The organism is Luteolibacter yonseiensis, from assembly GCF_016595465.1.
GTDB lineage: Bacteria > Verrucomicrobiota > Verrucomicrobiia > Verrucomicrobiales > Akkermansiaceae > Luteolibacter > Luteolibacter yonseiensis.
Genome location: NZ_JAENIK010000012.1, coordinates 1,031,646 through 1,052,123, shown reverse-complemented (window position 1 = coordinate 1,052,123; position 20,478 = coordinate 1,031,646). Strand labels below are relative to the sequence as shown.

General features: G+C 59.1%; 21 protein-coding genes. 8 read left to right on the top strand and 13 right to left on the bottom strand.

The window, feature by feature from the left end; all coding sequences use genetic code 11:
- Positions 1 to 21: 21 nt before the first annotated feature.
- Positions 22 to 822, bottom strand: a complete 801-nt coding sequence (locus JIN84_RS20120; protein ID WP_325099624.1) for a ParB/RepB/Spo0J family partition protein — start codon at positions 820 to 822, stop codon at positions 22 to 24.
- 391 nt (positions 823 to 1,213) lie between these two features.
- Here JIN84_RS20120 and JIN84_RS20115 point away from each other — a divergent pair, with 391 nt between their 5' ends.
- Together JIN84_RS20115 and JIN84_RS20110 are read left to right on the top strand one after the other, a co-directional pair.
- Positions 1,214 to 1,885, top strand: a complete 672-nt coding sequence (locus tag JIN84_RS20115; RefSeq protein ID WP_200352863.1) for a hypothetical protein — start codon at positions 1,214 to 1,216, stop codon at positions 1,883 to 1,885.
- 10 nt (positions 1,886 to 1,895) lie between these two features.
- Positions 1,896 to 2,468 carry an SET domain-containing protein gene (locus JIN84_RS20110; RefSeq protein ID WP_200352862.1) on the top strand — a complete coding sequence of 191 codons (573 nt, stop codon included), beginning with the start codon at positions 1,896 to 1,898 and terminating at the stop codon, positions 2,466 to 2,468.
- A gap of 40 nt (positions 2,469 to 2,508) precedes the next feature.
- Here JIN84_RS20110 and JIN84_RS20105 read toward each other — a convergent pair whose 3' ends face one another.
- The 3 genes from JIN84_RS20105 to JIN84_RS20095 all read right to left on the bottom strand — a co-directional run bounded on the left by JIN84_RS20105 (position 2,509) and on the right by JIN84_RS20095 (position 4,007).
- Positions 2,509 to 2,829: a hypothetical protein gene (locus JIN84_RS20105; RefSeq protein ID WP_200352861.1), complete on the bottom strand. Its 321-nt coding sequence runs from the start codon at positions 2,827 to 2,829 to the stop codon at positions 2,509 to 2,511.
- A 15-nt stretch (positions 2,830 to 2,844) separates the two neighbouring features.
- Positions 2,845 to 3,477, bottom strand: coding sequence for a hypothetical protein (locus tag JIN84_RS20100; RefSeq protein WP_200352860.1), 633 nt, complete (start codon positions 3,475 to 3,477; stop codon positions 2,845 to 2,847).
- Between the two features lie 116 nt (positions 3,478 to 3,593).
- Positions 3,594 to 4,007 (bottom strand): RrF2 family transcriptional regulator, encoded by a 414-nt coding sequence (locus JIN84_RS20095; protein WP_200352859.1) that lies wholly within the window; start codon positions 4,005 to 4,007, stop codon positions 3,594 to 3,596.
- Here JIN84_RS20095 and cysE point away from each other — a divergent pair.
- The 4 genes from cysE (at position 4,006) to JIN84_RS20075 (ending at position 7,096) form a co-directional block, all read left to right on the top strand.
- The gene (gene cysE / locus JIN84_RS20090; protein WP_200352858.1) at positions 4,006 to 4,869 is read left to right on the top strand and encodes a serine O-acetyltransferase; all 864 of its coding nucleotides are present in this window, start codon (positions 4,006 to 4,008) and stop codon (positions 4,867 to 4,869) included. The two genes, JIN84_RS20095 and cysE, sit on opposite strands and share 2 nt — an antisense overlap.
- A 3-nt stretch (positions 4,870 to 4,872) precedes the next feature.
- A complete protein-coding gene (locus tag JIN84_RS20085) occupies positions 4,873 to 5,859 on the top strand; it encodes a hypothetical protein (protein WP_200352857.1) in 987 nt (328 codons plus the stop codon).
- A gap of 81 nt (positions 5,860 to 5,940) precedes the next feature.
- A complete protein-coding gene (locus JIN84_RS20080; RefSeq protein WP_200352856.1) occupies positions 5,941 to 6,450 on the top strand; it encodes a PH domain-containing protein in 510 nt (169 codons plus the stop codon).
- Between the two features lie 244 nt (positions 6,451 to 6,694).
- A complete protein-coding gene (locus JIN84_RS20075; RefSeq protein WP_200352855.1) occupies positions 6,695 to 7,096 on the top strand; it encodes a hypothetical protein in 402 nt (133 codons plus the stop codon).
- An 83-nt stretch (positions 7,097 to 7,179) separates the two neighbouring features.
- Here JIN84_RS20075 and JIN84_RS20070 read toward each other — a convergent pair whose 3' ends face one another.
- Positions 7,180 to 9,258 (bottom strand): glycoside hydrolase family 88 protein, encoded by a 2,079-nt coding sequence (locus JIN84_RS20070; RefSeq protein WP_200352854.1) that lies wholly within the window; start codon positions 9,256 to 9,258, stop codon positions 7,180 to 7,182.
- Between the two features lie 160 nt (positions 9,259 to 9,418).
- Here JIN84_RS20070 and kduI point away from each other — a divergent pair, with 160 nt between their 5' ends.
- Together kduI and JIN84_RS20060 are read left to right on the top strand one after the other, a co-directional pair.
- Positions 9,419 to 10,249: a 5-dehydro-4-deoxy-D-glucuronate isomerase gene (gene kduI, locus JIN84_RS20065; protein ID WP_200352853.1), complete on the top strand. Its 831-nt coding sequence runs from the start codon at positions 9,419 to 9,421 to the stop codon at positions 10,247 to 10,249.
- A gap of 92 nt (positions 10,250 to 10,341) precedes the next feature.
- A complete protein-coding gene (locus JIN84_RS20060; protein WP_200352852.1) occupies positions 10,342 to 11,103 on the top strand; it encodes an SDR family oxidoreductase in 762 nt (253 codons plus the stop codon).
- A gap of 18 nt (positions 11,104 to 11,121) precedes the next feature.
- Here JIN84_RS20060 and rsmD read toward each other — a convergent pair whose 3' ends face one another.
- The 8 genes from rsmD to JIN84_RS20020 form a co-directional block, all read right to left on the bottom strand.
- Positions 11,122 to 11,670, bottom strand: a complete 549-nt coding sequence (gene rsmD / locus JIN84_RS20055; protein WP_200352851.1) for a 16S rRNA (guanine(966)-N(2))-methyltransferase RsmD — start codon at positions 11,668 to 11,670, stop codon at positions 11,122 to 11,124.
- A gap of 12 nt (positions 11,671 to 11,682) precedes the next feature.
- On the bottom strand, positions 11,683 to 13,077 hold the full coding sequence (locus tag JIN84_RS20050; RefSeq protein WP_200352850.1) for a hypothetical protein: 1,395 nt from the start codon (positions 13,075 to 13,077) through the stop codon (positions 11,683 to 11,685).
- 3 nt (positions 13,078 to 13,080) lie between these two features.
- A complete protein-coding gene (locus JIN84_RS20045; RefSeq protein WP_200352849.1) occupies positions 13,081 to 13,833 on the bottom strand; it encodes a hypothetical protein in 753 nt (250 codons plus the stop codon).
- A 163-nt stretch (positions 13,834 to 13,996) separates the two neighbouring features.
- Positions 13,997 to 15,655, bottom strand: a complete 1,659-nt coding sequence (locus tag JIN84_RS20040) for a lipase family alpha/beta hydrolase (protein ID WP_200352848.1) — start codon at positions 15,653 to 15,655, stop codon at positions 13,997 to 13,999.
- Positions 15,656 to 15,680: 25 nt separating this feature from the next.
- Positions 15,681 to 16,175 carry a hypothetical protein gene (locus JIN84_RS20035; RefSeq protein ID WP_200352847.1) on the bottom strand — a complete coding sequence of 165 codons (495 nt, stop codon included), beginning with the start codon at positions 16,173 to 16,175 and terminating at the stop codon, positions 15,681 to 15,683.
- A 74-nt stretch (positions 16,176 to 16,249) separates the two neighbouring features.
- The gene (locus tag JIN84_RS20030; RefSeq protein ID WP_200352846.1) at positions 16,250 to 16,993 is read right to left on the bottom strand and encodes a DUF3313 family protein; all 744 of its coding nucleotides are present in this window, start codon (positions 16,991 to 16,993) and stop codon (positions 16,250 to 16,252) included.
- Between the two features lie 435 nt (positions 16,994 to 17,428).
- Positions 17,429 to 18,907, bottom strand: a complete 1,479-nt coding sequence (locus JIN84_RS20025) for an NADH-quinone oxidoreductase subunit N (protein WP_200352845.1) — start codon at positions 18,905 to 18,907, stop codon at positions 17,429 to 17,431.
- Positions 18,908 to 18,945: 38 nt separating this feature from the next.
- On the bottom strand, positions 18,946 to 20,382 hold the full coding sequence (locus JIN84_RS20020) for a complex I subunit 4 family protein (RefSeq protein WP_200352844.1): 1,437 nt from the start codon (positions 20,380 to 20,382) through the stop codon (positions 18,946 to 18,948).
- Between the last annotated feature and the right edge of the window lie 96 nt (positions 20,383 to 20,478).

The window sequence follows — 20,478 nt, the reverse complement described above, 5'->3', positions numbered from 1 at the left end:
GCAAGAGATAGTGAACCAATCTCAATCGCCATTGGCCAGGCCCAGCAGTTCGATGAGCCGCTGCAGGTCGTCATCGCCGTAATATTCGATTTCGATCCTGCCTTTTTTCGCCGAGTGTTGGATGGCGACGTGGGTGGCGAGGTGCTCCCGCAGGCGGTTCGTGATGGCCCGGACATGGATGTCCACCTCACGTGCGGCGGGAGTTTTTTTCGACTCACCGGACTCCTGCGGAGAATCGTTGAGGAACGACTGTGCGAGCTTTTCCGTGGCGCGGACGGTGAGGGATTTGCGGATGACCTGGTCGGCCACCAGCAGTTGGGTATCCTGATCCTTGATCGCGAGGATCGCCTTCGCATGGCCGACGGTGAGGCGTGCCTGGGCGACCAGCATCTGCACGTCCTTGTGCAGGCCGAGGAGACGCATCGCGTTCGCCACGCTGGCTCGCGATTTTCCGACGCGTGCGGCGATTTCATCCTGTTTGAGGGTGAATTCCTCGGCGAGGCGCACATAGCCTGCGGCTTCTTCCATCGGGTTCAGGTCCTCACGCTGGAGGTTCTCGATGAGAGCCATCTCCAACACGTCACGGTCGGAGGCTTCGCGCTCGATGACGGGAACGGTGGCGAGACCGAGTTTTTTCGAAGCCCGCCAACGGCGTTCGCCTGCGATGAGCTCCAGTTTTCCGTTCACCGGACGCACGATGAGCGGTTGGATGATGCCGTGTTGGCGGATCGACTCCATCAGGTCGTCCAAAGGCGATTCGACGAACTGCGTGCGGGGTTGCAAGGGGCTCGGGACGATGAGGTCGAGCGTGACGTCACGCACGCGTTTGAAATCATCTGGCGCGATTACGGCTTCTGTCGCCGCTGGGGATGCACTTTTTTTGATGAGTGCTCCGAGTCCTTTTCCGAGTGCCTGTTTCGCCATGGGGCGGCCAGCTTTACGCAAAGCTTCCGGGAAATCCAAGCGGAATTCGGGCGGATGCTCAGTATCTGTCTCAAACCGGCGATTTTGGTTCCTCCTGCGGCTGCGGTTGGAGACGTTTTCGGCCCGGAATGAGGAAAAATAAAGTGATGGAATCGGGAATAGTTCACGATTCGTCGATTTTTACGAATTTTCGTAGTGTGGACCGTGGTTTCCAACCCACCCACGCAGCACTTCAAGCAACAGTTCGCCGTGCTTGACGGACGCTGTCGGAGGGGGCATCCCTAGCAGCGTGAAATTGAAGATTTTAACCTCCATTCTTGCTGCTGGCAGCATCTGTGCCCAAGACGGACCGCCGCCGCTCGCTCCCTTGCCGAAAGTTCCCGCTGAAAATGCCCCACAAGCCGCCTCTTCGTCGTCGGCTGCTCCGGCGGACGTGGTGGCCTCCGCCGTCACGGCGGTCGCCAGCCTCGGTGACGAAGTGGTCCTGGGCCGCTATCAGGTGGCGGTGGAGCGCATGAATCCCCAGTGGAAGAAGCGCACCGCCGACCGGATGGGAGGAATGGACAAGCTCGAGCAACAGTTGGATGGCGTGGCGAAACAAATGGTCCAACAGGGCATCAGCATGATTTCCTTCAAACCCCAGGGCCAGCCGCGCTCCTACGAAGTCGGCCCCGGAAAGAAGGTGGAGACGGTGGATGGCGGGCAGGTTGAAACCCTGGTGTTCAGCAAATGGCTGGTCATGATCCCGACCGTCACGAAGTTCCGCATCATCCGTCCGGGCGAGGCCAAGCCCATCGTGATCGAGAGTATCGGTTTCCAGGTGGCTGTCACGGACAAGGGGAAAAACGACTGGACCTTCATCGATGGTGCGGGCCTTACGGTGAACGATCTCCGCAGCCTTTACGTCAACCTGCCGCAGGATCTGCAATTTCCTCCTTTGGAAAAGCGCGAGGCCCGCTAGAATCACCGATATGGCAGCGAAGAAGACCGGGAAAAACAGCGTCGCGGAACAAAACACACTCCATCGCAAGCTCTTGGAATTATGGAAACGGGGACAGAGCGAACACTGTGAGGTCCGCGGTTCCGAGATCCACGGACGGGGCGTCTACGCCACCACCTTCATTCCCAAGGAGACGAAGATCATCGAATACGTCGGTGAGCTGATCGACAAGACGACCAGCGAGAAACGCGGCATTTCCCAACAGGAAAAATCCGTCACCACGGGTGATGCCGCCGTCTACATCTTCACTCTTTCCAAGAACTATGACATTGATGGAAATGTCCCTTGGAACACCGCGCGCCTCATCAATCATTCCTGTGCCCCGAACTGCGAGGCATGGATCGAAGGTAGGAAGATATTCATCCACGCCCTGAGGGACATCGATGCCGGCGAGGAGCTTACCTTTGACTATGGGTTCGATGTGGAATGCTACGAAGACCATCCCTGCCGCTGCGGCAAGGACGGCTGCGTCGGCTACATCGTCAGCCGCAGCCAGTGGAAGGACCTGGCAAAGAAGTTGGAAGCGAAGGCGCTGGCAGGCTGACCCGGCCCGCGCTCTTTTATCCCCCTTTTTATTTATTGTCTCACCCCTGCATCAGTTTCACCCCCCACCAGATCAGTGATCCGGTGGCGGTGACGAGCAGGACGAGCAGCACGAAGCTGCGGCTCTGGTCACGCAGGATGTTCGCCACCTCGCCACGCGAGACGATCTGGTCATGCTCGATCCGGCGGCGGCGCTCCTCGATCTCCGCGAGCGGCGGCATGGTGGACTCCCGCTCCTTGAGTTCCTTCGCGAGGCGTTTCGGGATTTCCGCGAACTCCTTCTGACGGAGAAGCAATTGTTGTTCCGTCTCGCGCAGTTCGCTCAGTTCCAGATCTTCCTTGAGTAGTGGGCTGCGGGGCATGGCACGGGAAGGTGACTACTTGATGAGATAGATGAAAAGGGCGAATCCACCGAGTGCGAAGATCGGCAGATTGAAGGCGAATCCATTCCGGAGGTTCACCATGAATTCCGAACTGGCGGCGCTGCGTGTGGCGGTTGTCCGGCTCCGTTTCGAAGGACGGCCGAAAATGGCACCGCTGCGACCATTCTGGAAATGGGCCGCGGCCTGGTCGTATTCGTCGGCCGCGATGTCGATGGCCATCGAAGCCTTTTCAAGCTTCTCCGCCACCTGCTCGCGGGACCAGTTTTCCGGATTGATTTTCTGGATCTTGTCCAGATGCGCCGCGAAGCAGACACGGCACTGCTCGAGATCTTCCGCTTCCTGGCGGATGTCGAACAACTCGCGGTCGATGAGCGTGAGCGAATTCGTCAGTTTTTCGCTGAGTTCCACCTGCTGGGTGAGGAACGCGCGCTTGCGGCCGGTGAGTTCCTCAAGCTCGCTTTTTTTCCGGGCGAGTTCCTCACGCTGGAGCTGGATGCGACCGAGCTCTTCCTCGGCAGCCTTCAGTTTGTGATCAAAATCTTCCTCGCGATTGCCGCTTCCGGAGGGAATTTCCATCTGCGTCGAGCGGATCTTGATGTGGTGGGTGTGTTCGACAGGTGCAGCCATGGGGTGAAAGGGGTTGGAAAAGACGACAGTCATTTAACTGAAATCTTCATTCGCATCCAGCGAAATATTTTACCTTTCTTGACAAATTACAACTGTTAGGCACCTCTGCAACTTTTTCAGATGTAGAACATCGGATCGCTCTGTTTGCTGGCCATGCTGTCCAGGGTGATTCCATCCAAAGACTGTTGGAAGCCAGAGGACACCTGTTCCCAAGCCCGCCGCACGGACTGGCCGGAATCGCCCTCCGGCGTGACGGAGCATTGCAGCAGGGCGGGATCCACTGCATCCACCACCTGGCGCAGCGTGATCTGGTTGGCGGGGCGGCCCAGCAGGTAGCCACCGGCCTTGCCCCTGCGGCTTTCCACCAGACCCGCGCGGCGCAGGTCGTTGAGAATTTGCACGAGAAAGTTTCCTGACACTGCTTCGCGTTGCGCTAAGTCTTCGAGCCGTGTAAGAGTTCGCCCGTCATGGTATTTCGCCAGTTGAGCCATCGCTCGGCAGGCGTATTCCAATTTTTGTGAAATCTTCATGAGCGAATCCCAACAGACCGAAACTCTCCCGGCGAGCAAGAATAAAACCAAGCTTTGCGCTGGAAAAGTGGCGGACCTCCGCAACGTCTGGCAAACCCTCCGCGAAGAAGCGGATCGTGTGGCCAAGGATGAGCCCACCCTCAAGCACCTCGTGCATGACGTGATCCTCTCGCGGGAGACCCTGGCTGCGGCGCTCGGCGCCCGTCTGGCGCGCCGTCTGGCGCGTGAGGACATGCCCCGCGTGAGCATGGAACCGCTTCTCACCGGCGTTTTCGAGGCGTATCCACAGATCGTTCACGCCGCGTCGCGCGATCTGCTGGCGATGTTCGAGCGTGATCCCGCGTGCTTCTCTCCATTGGAGCCGCTGCTTTTCTTCAAGGGATTTCTCGCCCTGACAACCTACCGCGTCGCCCACCAACTGTGGGTGGACGAGCGCCGCTGGCTGGCGCTTTATTTTCAAAGTGTCGCCAGCGAGGCCTTTTCGGTGGACATTCATCCTGCGGCGCGGATCGGCTGCGGAATCTTGTTGGATCACGCGACCTCATTCGTGGTCGGAGAAACCGCGATCATCGAGGACGACGTTTCCATCTTGCACGAGGTTACGCTCGGTGGCACCGGCAAGGAAACGGGCAACCGTCACCCGATCATCCGTTCCGGAGTGCTGCTGGGTGCCGGAGCGAAGATTCTCGGACGGGTGGAGATCGGCACCGGAGCCAAGGTCGGCGCGGGCAGCGTGGTCCTGCACGACGTCGCGCCGCACAAGACGGTTGCCGGAGTGCCGGCCATTGTCGTGGGAACATCCACGGAGGAAATGCCGGCCATCGAGATGAACCAGCACCTCGATTGCTGCGGCCACATCTGACTTATGAAATTCCACACCATTCCCATCGCCCTGCTGGCACTCTCGATCCCCTCGTGCGACAAGGCGAGGAGCCTGGCGGGCAGGGCCCGGTCGGCGGTCGGAAGCGGGGGTGACAAAAATACCGCGGATGATTCCGGCAAGGTGGATCCGTCGCTGGAGAAGCTCGTCGATCGGACAGCCGAAGGTGTCGTCTTTCGCAAGGATCTGCCGTTTCCGACCCGTCTGGATGTAAAGGTCACCCGCACGCATGAGGTGGTTTCACGTGTCTTCGAGACGTCGATTCTCGGGAATACCACGACGTCGCTCAAAGGAAGGCAGACGACCGTCACGCATCTCGAAAGGGCGGGGGATCAGGTCCGCTACACGCTTCTGGAATCCTCCTTTACCGAACCCGTGCCCGAGGAGCAGAAGAAGGATAAAACGAAAAAGCCCGCAGTTCGACAACTCGTGGCGCCGGGCGCTCCGCTGACTTACCAGAGAGACGGTTCCAAATGGACCGCGGACGGCAGCGGGGGATTCCGTGGAGCGACCTTGTCCAAGCAACTGTCTCCCGTGTTCGACCTGTTGTTGGAGGAAAATTCGCTGGCGCCCCGCAAGCTGTGGCTGGGGAAAAAGCGCATCCAGATCGGCACCGAAATCGAGGTTCCGAAGGATTTGCTGCCCATGCTGGTAACGGGAAACCCGGAGGGGAAATATACGATCCGGTTGGATTCCATCGGTGCGGTGCACGGACACCCTTGTGGGGTCTTCACGGTCCACGGCAGCCACAAGCGGCAGAGGGTTCCTGATTTTGAAGGAAATTTCACGGATGAGGAGGTCTCGGTCGGTTCTGGAAGGATCTGGCTTTCACTCCTCCATCCGGTCATTCTCAAGGAGGAAACGGACACGGTTCAGGACTGCCGGACGGGTGGAAATGGCAGTCCGGTCATCCGTTCCCAAGGGACGGCGAAGGTGTCCCTGACGAAGGACTGGAAAATCCCTGCGAAATGATTCCATTTCGGCAAGCCCCTTGGAATCCCGGCGGGATTCTCCACTTGCCGTCCGACCGCCGCCTCCATCATCATGCGGACGATGAATGAAGAAAAATCGTTTTGGAAAGGGAGCCCCTCGCAGTGGCTCAACCTCTGGCCATTCGCAGGTGCCTTGTTTGTCGCGGCCTGCATCATCATCGGGGCGTTGTTGAGCGGACCGTTCCTGCCCATCGTCCTGATCGCGCTTGTTCTCCCCGCCGCATACGTTCTCTGGCGCTATCTGCTGGTACGTTCGCAGGTATTCGAGGTCACCACCGAACGGCTCCGCATCACCAGCGGAATCATCAACCAGACCATCGACGAGATAGAGCTCTATCGCGTCAAGGACTCACTGATGATCCGCCCGTGGTGGATGCGCCTGACCGGCCTAGCTTCCATCGTCTTGGAAACTTCCGATCGGTCGACCCCTCATCTGACCATTCCAGCGGTTCATGGAGGAGTCGAACTCCGCGAGATGCTCCGCAAGAATGTGGAAATCCAGCGTGATCGCAAACGTGTGCGGGAGACGGATTTCGATGAGGTCGGGGGCGATGACAGCGGGCATTCATGAAGATGAGTGAGCCACCAAGAGACCGGGAGGAATTCTGGATCAGGTTTGTTTGCGCCGTTCTTTTCTTCGGGAGTTTGGCCTCATTGCTGATTTTCCCCGATTTCAGATCTCCCATTACCTCATCATGATCTGTTATGTGACAGGGGTGATTGTGATTTCAAGATTCCTCATAGGAAAAATGCTCGGCGTGGTCACCGCCAAGCCCGGGTGATGATTTTTCTGTGAAGAAACCGGATCTCGAAATATGAAAAAGTGGAAGAATATCGCCGTCATCTTATTACTGGCCGGGATCGTCGGCGGGGGTGTCCTTGCCTACAACATTCATCAATTGGTCACAAAGACGATTCCCGACTCCTATGCCCAATGGGCTTCCGCGGAAATGGTGATCGCGTTCCGGAATGAGCGGAACCGGATGCCCGGCAATTGGGAGGAGCTCGGCCCATACTATGGACCGCTGCATCATGGAGGGCTGTCCTTCAATGAAATACGCAATCGCATCATCATGGATTTCCCCCGATTGCGGGAGCTGGAATCAGACTATTCCAAACGCCCGCTGCCGGAGGTCATCCGCACACGTAGCGGCACACAAGCTCATTGGGCCCTGGCCGAACCTAATCAGCTCGTAAATCAGGAAGTGAAGAAGTAACGAATCCGGCCAACGACTTTCCCGCCCGGAAATATGTTCCTGCGGAGTCACAAGTCGCCGGCCGCTGATTCATTTGAGCCGCTTCACTTGGCTTCCGCTGCGGCGGGGACGTCAAGCGCGTGGACCTTGATGGGTTCGCTCTTGCCGTAACCCTCATATGGAGCTTTCACATATTTCGTGGAAAAGGATTCCAGATAGTCCGTCCACTTCTTCTCCGTGGTAATGTCTCCCTGTCCCGACCATCCGAAACCGGAGAACCAGCGGATGGCGCCGGATTCATCGGTCTTCGCAAGGCAGAGGGCCTGGGTTTGTCCGGCGGCGTCGGTGTGGGTGGTCATCTTCACCACCCGGGCCGGATCAATGGCCACACCGGTGCCGAGGTCGTTGCCATCAAGTGTTTCCCAGACGTGCATCGTGCCGGATTTCGGAGTGAAGACCGGTGCGCCGCCCTTGACCTGCGGCATGAGGCCGATGGCGACATCGAGGTTCGCGGCTGGCTTGCCGTCGAGGGTGAAGCGTGAATCGCTTTGGAACATGCGGACTCCCATGATGAGGGTGATGCGCTTGGTCTCGCGGAGGACCTTGCCCTTGAAGTCGCTTGCGTAATCCAGTTCGAAAACGACGCGCTCCGGAGTGTTCTCGATGACGCGCTGGGCGACATAGGTTTCTGAGTTATACAATTTGTCATCCGCCCACACCGAGATGCCGCCGCAGCCACGGGTGTCGCTCACCTTGTAAACGTCATAGCCGTCGCCCTGGTCGTCATGATAGGGCTTGTTGATTTTTCCATACTCCAGCTTCAGGCGGTCCTGCAGGTACCACTTGTCGATGACGGGGTAGGGGACGCGCTTGAACCAGCAGTCGATGCCGCTGTTCTCCGGTCCGGAACGAAGCGCGGGTCCGTAGGTGCGGAAGGCGACGAGGTCGTTCTCCCAGGCAAAATCATCCGAACGTTCGGGGATGAATCTGGCGAACGTGCGCGGCGTGGCCGGCAGGAAGCGCTCGGGCAGCTTCACGCCGTCAAAGGTGGCGAGGTCCGTCCGGCGTTTCGCAGGATCAAGCAGGCGGACCACTTCGGACCCGGCCAACAGGAACGCGCCCGAGCCATAGACTTCCGTGGACTCCGCGGTCGTATCCTGCTTGTCCGGCGCCTCACCGATTTTCTGGACATATCCCAACATGCCGGTGGGCTGGATGTTCTTCGCCAGCGCCTGATAACCTTTCATCACCACGGGACGGAAGGTTTCGGCGGGAAGCAGGCCCCGGTTGATCCCCCAGGCCATGGAGTAGGTGAAAAATGACGAACCGGAGGATTCACCTTTCGGGTCCTGTGGGTCCAGCAGGCTGGTGCGCCACAGACCGTCCTCGTTCTGAAGCTTGACCAGCGCATACATCATGTCGTGGTAGAGGCCGAGATACTTCGTCCGAGACGGATGATCCGCCGGGAGATGGTCCAGCACGTGGATCAGACCGCCGACGACCCAGCCGTTTCCACGCGACCAGAAGACTTTCTTGCCGGTCGGAGTGCGCTTGGTGAAAAAGCGGTTGTCGCGGTAATAGAGGTGGTGTGTGGCATCGTAGAGCACGTCTGTCGTGGTCCACCATTCCTTGTCCGCCCAAGCGAGGTATTTGGAATCCTTGGTAAGTTCGGAGAGTTGCACCCAGATGGCGGGGGACATGAAGAGGGCGTCGCACCAGCACCAGGTGAAGGTGCCGCCGGAAATCGACTTCGGGCCTTCGTTCGCCAGGGCGGTCTGCAGCCTGTCGAAATGGGCGACAGTCGGGTTCAGCTTCGCGGGATCCTTGTCGAGGCGGTATTCCTCCAGCCATGCCTGCAGCACCGCATGGTCGTCCGCATGCGTGACGCGCGGGCCGGGGCCGTAGGACAGCAGTTTGCCGAAGCCGTCGAGAGCGGTGAGATATTTTTCATCACCGGAAACCTGGTGGAGGCTGGCAAGACCCATGAAAAACGGAGCCTGCGTCCAGTCGTGGATCTTGTGCTTGGAAGGGTTCGCGATCTGCCAGTCCGCCACGCGCTTCATGTCGGTGAGAATCTCGGCCACCTTCGGATCCGCCGCGCGCAGGGGCGAGATCACCACGAAGGTGAGCAGCAGGATTTTACCGAAAAGCGAACGGCGGGGCGGTTTGATTGAAAGTTGCATTTGGTTTTTGGGTTGAAGTAAACGTGGTAACTGAGATTCCGTTTGCCACCAGCCGGGTCCAATGAAGGATGGAGGCCCGCTTGAGCAAAGAAAAATCGAGTGCTCCTAAAAGGGGATATTCATCCGGCGAAAGAATCTTTAAAACCACTTCAAACAATTTATGGAAACACGACTGATGCCATCTCCCCGCGAAACAGCGGTCCTTGATACGCAGGAACTGCGCGCGGCCTTTCTGCTCGACGAACTCTTCTTCACGGGCGAGGTGAATCTCATCTATACCGACCTCGACCGTGCCATCGTCGGCAGCGTCATCCCGACGGAAGGCACTCTGGTCCTCGGAAATGACGACGCGCTCAAGGCGGACTTCTTCTGCCAGCGCCGGGAAGTCGGTCTGCTGAACCTCGGTGCCGCAGGCAGCGTCGATGTCGACGGCACGGTTTACGAGATCGACAAACACGACTGCCTCTATATCGGACGTGGCAGCAAGGAGATCTCCTTCAGCAGCACGGATGCGGGCGATCCCGCGGTTTTCTACCTCGTCAGCTATCCCGCGCACGCCGGATATCCCACCACCAAAGCCACCCGGGCGGACGCCAACCGCGTGGAGCTCGGAAGCAAGGACGAGTGCAACGAGCGCACCATTTTCCAGTATATCCACGAGAACGGCATCAAGAGCTGCCAACTGGTGCTGGGCTTCACGGAGTTCAAGCCGGGCAGCATCTGGAACACCATGCCATGCCACACCCATGACCGCCGCAGCGAGGTGTATTGCTATTTTGACGTGCCGGCCGCCCACCGCGTGCTGCACATGATGGGCCAGCCGCAGGAAACGCGCCCTCTGTGGGTGGCGGACCGCCAGGTGGTGCTCTCGCCGCCGTGGTCCGTTCATACCGGTTGCGGGACAGCGAGCTACCGTTTCTGCTGGGCGATGGGTGGGGAGAACCAGGCTTTCACCGACATGGATCGTGTGGAGATCGCGGACCTGCGGTGAGACTCCGGACGGCAAAACATAAGACTTAAGAGAAGAGGACGAGCCCGTCGATTCGTGTTTCTTCCCTCAACACCCCACCATCCAACTTCTTCATGAACTACTTCGATCTCACTGGAAAAACCGCCATCGTCACCGGCTGCAAGCGGGGCATCGGCTTCGCGATGGCACAGGGCCTGGCCGAAGCGGGCGCGGACATCATCGGCGTCAGCGCCAGTCTGGAACCCTCGGGCAGCGCCGTTGAAAAAGCGGTCACCGCGCTTGGCCGGAAATTCACCGCCTACCAGTGTGATTTTTCCGACAGGGAAGCGGTGAAGGCATTCGCCGCACAAGTCGTGGCGGAGCACGGAACGCCGGACATTCTGGTGAACAATGCGGGCACCATCAAGCGAGCGCCCGCCGCCGAGCACCCGGATGACATGTGGTTCGAGGTCATTGATGTGAACCTCAACGCGCAGTTCCTCCTGAGCCGCGACATCGGCGCGAAAATGATCGAGCGTGGCAGCGGGAAAATCATTTTCACCGCTTCGCTCCTCACTTTTCAAGGCGGCGTCACGGTTCCGGGCTACGCGGCTTCGAAGGGCGGCATCGGCCAGCTCACCAAGGCGTTGTCAAACGAATGGGCGGGAAAAGGCGTGAATGTGAACGCCATCGCACCGGGTTATATTTCCACTGACAACACCGAAGCCCTGCGGGACGATCCGGTCCGCAGCACCCAGATCCTCTCTCGAATCCCTGCGGGCCGCTGGGGTGATCCCGAGGATTTCAAGGGACCTGTCATTTTCCTCGCCAGCGAAGCCTCGCGCTACGTGCACGGGGAGATCCTAGTCGTCGACGGCGGTTGGATGGGGCGGTGAAAGCCGCAACCCGGCTTTCTAGGCCTTCTCGTAAATCAAAATCGCGCTGCTGCCGTATTCCCTGCGGCTGACGAGTGTGAAATCCGTGGATTCGGGTGACTTCTGACGGGAGGAAATTTCCACGATGAACCACCCGCCTTCTGCCAGACGGGCAGGGATCAGGCCACTGTTCAGGAGATCGGTGACGTGGTCCTTGTCGCCGTGATATTTCCAATAAGGCGGGTCCGCGAAGATGATGTCGTAGCTCGCGGCGTCGCGCTTGAGGAAAAGGGCGACTTCCGATTTCACCGCCTGGCCGCCATCGAGGCGGGCTTTTGCCAGATTCTCCTGAACCACGCTGATGGCCTGGCGATGGTCGTCGATGAAGGTACAGGTCGCCGCACCACGGCTGAGGGCTTCGAGCCCGAGCGCCCCCGAGCCGGCGAAAAGATCCAGAATTTTCGCGCCGTCCACACGCTCGCCGAGGATGGAGAATACCGCCTGTCGCACGAAGTCCGTGGTGGGCCGTGCGACGGCCGAGGGAACCTTGATGGCGATGCGTCCGGCTTTTCCGGCGATGATTCTCATGAGGGTGAAATGTTACGGATGGAGATTTACAATCGGACCTTGTTGACCGAGGCGCAGGAAAATCTGGCTGATGTTTCCAAAGGCTTCCAGATCAAACGCGGACCGCTGTGGTGTGGAAAGCGGGGTGAGCGCGGGCGGGCCGGGATGATTGGGAAACACCTTGTTCACGATCATTGTGGCGGTCTCGGGAGTGGCGACGAGCCGGGCCACTCCGGCGAGCCGTCCATCCGCGAGGAGGGTGGCGTTTCCCAACACGGAGAGATTATCGCTCGTGAGCCGGGCGTCCATGCAGGAAAGAACATTCCCACGGAGTACGGTGACGAGGCTGGCACGGTCGAACTTCGCCTCCTGCCCGGCCGCCCGCACCGTCGGGTAGAGGGATTGGGCGACAAGATCCCCCTGCCATGTGGAAGGAGCCGACAGAAGTCCGCGAAAACGGGCGTTCGCGCTCACGCCTTCCGCCGTGACTTGTCCGTCGAAGGGAAGATCGACAGGCTTCAATGCTTGCGGTGGGAGGACTGCCTCGATCTGGAGCGGCAGTCCGCTGAAAAGGGCGAGTTGGGCACCAAGTTGGAATTTGTATCCGCTGACTTCCATATCAGCGGGTTTGAGCGAGAGCAAAGGACTTGTCCAAGCAAGAGCTGCCGTGGCGTCCATCGCGAAAGGTTTTCCCTGCGCGGAGATGGATCCGATTTTCAGAACCGATCCGGCCGGATCTCCGGCGATGGGAATGGAACCGGTGGTTGCGGCAAACTCAATCAGAGCATCATCGGAGCCGGCGCGGACCAGGGCGAAGGAGGCGTTTCGCACATGCAGCCAACTGGTTGGGACAGGAAGTGGTTTTGGAACAGGAACTTCGGGTCTCGTTCCCTCCGGGTTGCTGGCAGGTGTCGGGATGGTCGGGGGAGCGGCGACGGGAGGTGTCGGCGCTGGTGGGCTGGCCGCCATTGCCGGAGGCTGGGTAACGGGAACGGGTGGCGGAGGTGGACCGGATTTCGCAAGGTGGGAAATGAGCTCGACAGGCAGGACCAACCGTGGTGCGTCGAATGCGATGCTTCTTGTTTCCAATCGCCCCCGCAGCCAGGCGGACCAGATAGGAGCAACCTGCAACATCCGGACTTCCAGCAGGTGCTCCTTGACGACGGAACGCAATGGAGCGGGCTGGAGGATTCTCAACCGATGAATGGAAACGCCGCTCCACGGAGTGACCGTCACTCCCTCGACCCGGACATCCAATCCACCGCAGCGCCGCTGGATATGAGAGGCGAGCCAGCGGCAGCTCCATGGACTGGCCAGCGCCAGGTTCATCAGCAGGAGTGCCACCGCAGGCAGGATCAGCAGCAGGATGATCCAGCCCCAGCGGCGTGGGCCCGTGCGTCTGCCGCCGGTGGGAGCCGGGGCGTCCATGGGTTATTTTTTCTTGGGGGCGGCGGGTTTCGTCTCAGGTGCCGGAGCCGGTGCTTTCGCCTGGCCGGCTTTGCCAAGGGCGAAGCGGACGACCAGGCTTTTGTCCAACAGACGCGTATTCTCGGTGGAAAGTTCCTGGGCCCGGTAAACGATGATTCCGTATTTCTTGTCCGCGAAACGTCCGATCGCGAAGTTCTCCTTGATCTTTCCAAGGCCGGTATCTTCCTCGAATTTCCATTCAAAACCGGACCACTCGCCCAAGATACTGGTGGATTCCGCCTTGATGTCATCGATGCGCTTCAGCTCGCCGTTCGGCGAACGGAAACTGTCGTTCGCGGCGGAATAGCGGAGGGTTGAAAACGCGCTGGCTCCACCGGTGGAGGTGAGCGTCCAGGTGTCGCCCGCGCTCGGACGGAGCACCATGATGATCTCCTCCATCGGTTTGAATTCGCGCTTGTTCCAGAGCACCATGTATTCGTCATACTCGGCTTTCGTCAGGCCGAGGCGTTCGTCGTAGGGGAGCGGGGCACCGGGTCTGGCGCTGGCGGAAAACTCCCGGAACCACTTGGGATCGCTGCGGGCGGCTTTTTCGACTTTGGCGATGTAGCTGTCGATCTCCTTGGGTGGCATGACCACGCCGATCTGGGCCTTCACGGGGACTTCCTGTTCGAAGAGGCCGGCGAAAATCTTGGGTACTTCGGCCGCGGACAGGCTGGCGACGAGGGAAATGGCGACAAACGGAGCGTGGTATTTCATGGCTGCGCCCATAGGCTGTCTGTCATGTCGGGAAAACTCAAGCGGCGATTCGAGCTGCGTTCACTCCACCTGCGGTAGCGGGCATCCGGCGGAGTTTGCCGGGAAGCCGACCGCTTGCGGAGCAGGTTGATTTCCATGTTCCCGCGCCCGGAAATCCGTATTCTCAGTCCTTGATGCCCGCGTTCAACAGCAGGATGCGGCGGAGTTCCTTGATGGCCTGCGGATCCTTGAAGGCTCCATGGCCGGCAGGGACGATCAGCTCCGACTCGGCGCTGGCCAGGTGGGAGCTGCTGTAGCGGACCACACCGTCGCTGCTGTCTGGCGTATCCCCCCGGCCACGGTCGCCGATGATGGAATGGTGGGGGACCTGGATCGGGATTTCATCGAGGGCCTTGAAGAGCGGATTGCTGGGGGACAGGCCGGCAACACTGGTGAGCCGGCCATGTTCGATGAGGTTGCCGGGCAAATCGATGAACGCGCTGGTGATGGTCGAGGGGAGTTTAAGCAATCTGACGAAATAGGTGGTGAACGATTTGTCCGCAAGTCCGCTGCCACGGTGCGGGGTGCAGATATAGACTTCCCGGCCGATGTCCGGGTCGGCGGAGAATGTAAGGGTGCGTTTGACCAGGTTGTCGGCGGGAAGTTTCGCGTAAAGCTTGTCGGCGTCCTCGCCGAACTGGGCGTTCCAGATTTTCCTGCCGGGATTGATCACCTGCATGCGGGAAAGCAGGCCGCCCATGCTGTGGCCGACGAGCACCATCTTTTTCTGGTTCCCGACCAGTTGACCGAGTGCGTCGAGTTCCTCACGCAGCCGCATGGACGAGTAGCTGATGGGCCACCCGGTGGGGTAATAGAACAGCATGAACTGGTAGCGTCCGCGGAGCTTGGGATCCGCACGGAGATCGTTGATGACATCCTTCCACATCCTCGGATGGGAGTTCAGGCCATGAACGAGGAGGATGGGAATGCGCTCGGGGTCATAGGGTTCCAACAGGATGAGCTTGGAATCCAGCACACCGGGATGGAGCAGGCCGCTGAGGGCGATGGTGATTTCATTGATGTCGTGGGTCTGCTCGACGATGGGAGCGGTGAAATCCGCTGCGAGCGGATATTCGGTTTTCCCTAGATGAACCTTCGAGAGATAGGTCGGGTCGTAGCCGGTGATGGAGGCGTGGCGGGGACCTTTGGAGTTTTTCACCCCGTCGAAGGTAAGGACCGCGGTGATTGGTTCGAGATAGCCACGGCTGGTGACGAACCGCTGCATTTTCGCGTCTGTCGGACGTTTCCACTTGGGAGCACAAGGAGCGCCGACACCCTCCTCGGTGTGCCAGTTCGTACAGAGCCGGTGTCTCACCTCACGCGCGGGTTTGGCGGATTCAAGTCCGGCGAGAGGGTAAAGGCCGGGCTTTTGGGCGATCCCGGCATTGATGCGGTAGGTGAAGCCCGCGTGTGAATAAGTTTTCTCAGGCTTGTATTTCTCTCCGATGAAATTCACCGCCACCCCTTCGGTGGCGGCGGTGATGATCCGGAGGGCGTGCTTCTGATCAGGACCCAGGGATTTCACATCCCGGACGCTTCCTCCATCGGTGTCGAGTTCCGCCCAGGCGATCTCGGCGGCGCGCATCCGGTAGACGGCGGAGATGTTTTCATCACTCTCGAAACGGCGGGCGCGCCTCATCAGGTGATCCGCCGTTTGGAGACCTTCGCCCTGGAGTTCGGTCGTGGACTTCTCTTCCGAAGGCGGGGCGATGGTGCCGCAGGATGTGACGATGCACGTGGCCAGAAGGAAGGCCAAGTGGCGAGAGAGCGTTGGTGCTGGCATGAACTGGGAAGTTGGTTTTACGTGTTCAAAGTTGGCTCTGGGTGGTGAGGAATTCTGTCCTATCAATTCCAGTAAGTTTCGCCAGCCAGGAGGCTCGGTGTTCCCTGAGGGAGCTTTCGTCCATGCTCATCCACCACTGCATGGTTTTGAGTTTTACCTTCTCTTCAGAGTCTTCGGAAATGGATTCGAGCAACTTTTCGATGGTGGCATTCAGCGTTTCCTTGCCGAGGGCATTCATAAGATAAAGTGGCATTTCTTCAACACTGACATCCCAATTGGCGATAAGGCCGGGGAGGTAGGGTGCAAGATCCCTGCTGAAGGGAACATCCAGGCACCATAGGATCGCGCAACCTACCTCATGATCGGTGAAGGATCTTTCTTGAAAGACTGCGAGAAGCCCTTCCGAGAGATCAGACTTATCCAAATTACGGATTTTCGCGTAGAAATGCCTTATCGATTGCCTGCCATTCGGACGGCGAAGTGACTCGTAAAATTCCGCTGTGATTTCCGCGGGTGTCATTTTTGGCAAGGAATATACGAGTCTCTATCATTTTGAAATTCAAACATCGACGGGCCGGCAGTCAGCAAACGTCATCAAAACCAGCTGAACCACTTCCTCCTCACCTTCGGAAAAAGCTCCAGATTGGACGACTTCATGAGCTGGTCCGACCACTCGTCGCAGATTTTCTGGTTCGGTTTTGCGAGGCCTCCTTTTCCGTCGTCCATGACAGCGATGTCCGGTCCGCGGCGGTCGGCGGCGGTGGAGACGAGCCTGCCGGTGGACGCGTCCCGGACGCGTGCCTCGAAGGCGCAGACAGGGAGGCCGGTGGCGACCGCGCTGACGATTCCGGTGGGCAGCGGTGCGGTGGTGACAGCTTCGGGAACCGGTTGGCCGAAACGAACTTCGGTAAGAGCCACTTCCAGGATGAGGGTGTTGGCCGCTCCGGTGTCGCTTGTTTTATAGAACATGCAAACGGGCGAGGAGAACGACTTGTTCAGCGACTTGGTCCAGTAGCGGGCGAGATCCCGGGTTTGGCGGGTATAGCCCCGTTTGTTAGGGATGGCGGTGCTTTTGCTCTCTTCCCATTTTTCGGTCTTGAGATAAGAAGTGGTTACCGGGCGGACGACGATGTTCTTGTATTTCGTGATATCCACCTTGGGATCACGCCATGAATGTTCGAAGGGCAGGCGCTGGATGCGCTGAGTCATGTCCGTGCCCGTGCTTTGCAGAAATCTGGTCGGTTCGGTTCGGACGATGACGGGAGGCGGGCCACAACTTGCGAGGCCGAGTGCGAGGAGGACAGGAACTGCGGTCTTGGCTAGGGTGGTGGGTTTCATGGCTGACGGGTGATACCTTGTAAGTAGTTTGGTTCCGACAAAGCCGCAAGCGGGTTTGTCCGATTGAAGGGTTTCCCCGGTATCCCGCCTGTCATCTTTTCCTGTCAATCAATCCGAAAGGAGAAACGTGAAAGACGAAAAGGCCAAAAGGGGAGCCTCATCGCTCTTTCGATCCATTTATCGGTGAATGGTCCGGAGCCTCAAAGACGAAGATCACTCGTGTGTTTTCGTGACTTTCGTGGTTTGGATTTCCCACTCGGGACAACGCGACTTACAACAATCGATCATCGGGCCTGATATCACACACGGTTTGTCGTTCCCTATTGACCGCCACCGACCGGTGCGCCGGTCGGATTTCAGAGGGATAAGGATCCCGTTCGCATCAATTCGAGCTGGAAGCAGCCGGTCGTTTTCGCTTTGGACCGGACATTCACCTCACCTGAGCAATGCCCAGATGGGCTGCGGGAACACACCCAGCACGAGCACCGCGAGGGACAGCGTGGCGACACAGATCTTGGTGGCTTTCGGAAGCACGATGGCTTTTTCATCTTCCGCGGCCATCCACCAGATGGCGCGGATGACGCTGAAGTAGTAGTAGAATCCGGCGGCTGCCGCGATGAAGGCAACGCCCACTCCCCACCAGAGGCCGGCATCGACCGCGAGGGAGAAAACCATGAATTTTCCGAGGAAACCTGCGGTCAGAGGAACCCCGGCGAGGGCCGCGAGCAGGACGGTCAGCATCAGCGCGAGCTGCGGATTGGTTTTTCCAAGACCGTTGAAGTTCGAGATCTCCTCGCCATCGCGCTGGATGCGGATTTGGGAAAGTACGAAGAAGACGCCGAGGGTCATCAACAGGTAGGTGGCGAGGTAGAAGGAGACTACCTTGATGGAACCTTCCGAGTTCGCCGTTTCAGGCGCCCATGCGGCCAATGCGAGAATGAGGAAACCCGCGTGGGCGATCGAGGAATAGGCGAGCAGGCGCTTGAAGTTCGTCTGCGGGATGGCGGCGAGATTGCCGAAAAGCAGGGTGGCGCAGGCCATGATGAGCAGGATGGCGAGCACGGGGACGCGGGTGATCTCGCTGTTCAGGAATGGCTCCAGGAAACGGATGGTGAGGATGAAGCCCGCCGCCTTCGATCCGACGGAGAGGAAAGCGGTGGTCGGGGTGGGAGCGCCTTGATAGACGTCCGGAATCCAGACCTGCATGGGGACGGCGCCGATCTTGAAACCGAGGCCGACGAGCACGAGGGCGATGCCGAAGAGCAGCGACGCCACGGAGAAGGTCGTGTGCGGTGTGTCGAGGCGGGTGGCGATTTCCGGCAGGCTCATGGTGCCGAGCGAACCGTATACCCATGCGATGCCGTAAACGAGGAATCCGGTGCTGAGTGCTCCGAGGATGAGGTATTTCACACCAGCCTCCAGCGAACCGACGTTCCGGCGCATGTAGGCGACCAGAATGTAGAATGTGACGGTGACGAGTTCCAGCGCGACGAAGGCACCCGCGAGGTCACGGGCGGAGGCGAGCCACATCATCCCGGCACAGGCGAAGATCGGAAGCGCGTAGTATTCTCCGGTTCCGTTTTCGGATTCGGGTCCTTCGGTGAAGCGTGCGAGGATCTTCCGGTAGTCCACCGCGAGGAGCAGCACGAGGATGGTGGTGAGAAGGGCGAAGATCTTGTAGAATTTCGCGAGGCTGTCGAAGTTGTAGAAGTTCCACAGCGGGTAGTCCACCCAGCCCGCCTCGATTTTCTCGGATGGACCGACGGCGACGAAGGTGAGGCCCAGGATGAAGGTGAGTCCGAAGACCGCGGCGATGCCGACCCAGGATTTGTTTTTGCCGGGCAGGAACGCTTCCGCCATCAGCAGGAAGACGCCGAGGAAAACGGTGAGGATTTCGAGAATGAACGCAGGCATGGAGTGGAAATGGATAGGTCTTACAATTCCTATGGGGCTTACTTCAAAAGGTTGAGAAGCAGGTTCGGGCAGAGGCCCACGGCGAAAAGGGCTATGATGAGCAGCAGTGCCGGAACGCGGTCAAGGCAGCTGATATCCGTCGCGGAGGAGGTGGTTTTCACCGTCGGTCCGTGGAAAATGTTCCGGTAGGCGCGGAGCATGTAAACGGCGGATATGACCACGCCCCAGATGGAAAGGATGCAGGCGATCTGAACCGGGCCGAGTCCTGCGGCGGGATCGTAGCCCTTGAAGGCGGAGAGGAAAACGAGCACCTCGCCGGAGAAATTCGCAAGGCCGGGAAGACCGATGGAGGCCATGGCGGCGATGCCGAAGAGGAAGGCCAGGCCGGGGGCGGATTTTGCAAGACCTCCGAGGTCTTCCAGATCGAGCGTGCCGGTGTTCCGCTCGATGCGGTCGGCGAGGCCGAAGAGCAGGGCGATGGAGATGCCGTGGGCGAACATCAGGACGATGGCGGCGGAGCGGGCGAGAGGATTTTCCGGAAACGCGATCAACGCGGCGATGGCGAGGAAGATGTAGCCCATGTGCATGACGGAAGAATTGCCGAGCATGAGGTCGAGGCGTTTTTGGGAGATGGTCACCCAGCCGACCCAGAGCACATTGCCCAGCAGCAGGACGAGAAGCGGAGTCAGCCAGTGTTGCAGACCTTCCGGTGCTAGGGGGACAGCAAGGCGGAGCAGGCCGTAGAGACCGAATTTTTTCAGGACTCCGGCGTGCAGCATGGCGACGGGAGCGGGGGCGCTGGCGTATGCCGGGGCCGCCCACGAGTGGAAGGGGAAAAGCGAGATGAGCGTGCCGAAACCGACAAGAAGCAGGGCGGCGATACCTGTCTGCGCGGAGGCTGGAACGAGCGCCTTGTTCGCCAGCATCGTCGGAATGTCATAGCTGCCCGTCAGATTGGCGAGCCACACCAGACCCGCGAGCAGGACCATGGAGCCGAGGCCGAGGTAGATGGTGATCTTCCAAGCGGCGGTACGACGGTCGCCACGACCCAGAATGCCGATCATCAGGAAGGTCGGAATGAGCGCGAGCTCGTGGAAGGCGAAGAAGAAGAAGAGGTCCCTGGCGGCGAAAGCACCGATGGCTCCGGCGGAGATGAGAAGGGACGAGCCGAAGTAGAGCTTTTCCTTACGCTCCGGAGCCTTGCCGGAGAGCACGGCCGCCACCGTCACGATGACGGAAAGGAGGACCATGATGACACTCATCCCGTCGACGAAACCGAAGCTGAGATGCAGCGCGGGCTTTTCCAAAACATTCAGCGAGGATGACCACAGTCCTTCGTTTTTCCATGTGAGGACGGCGGCGAGACCCAGCACCAGATTGGCGACCGAGGCACCGAGGGCGGTCAGCCGCGCGGGAGCTCCGAGAAGGATCGCTATGAATGCGAGGATGGGAAGGAAGACGAGAAGGGCGAGCATATGTTTTAAAGCACGAAATTTGAAATCTTAAATTCTAAACGGTTGTGTCGTGAATCCTTGATGGCGGGAGGTGTGAAATTCTTATGTTTAGAATTT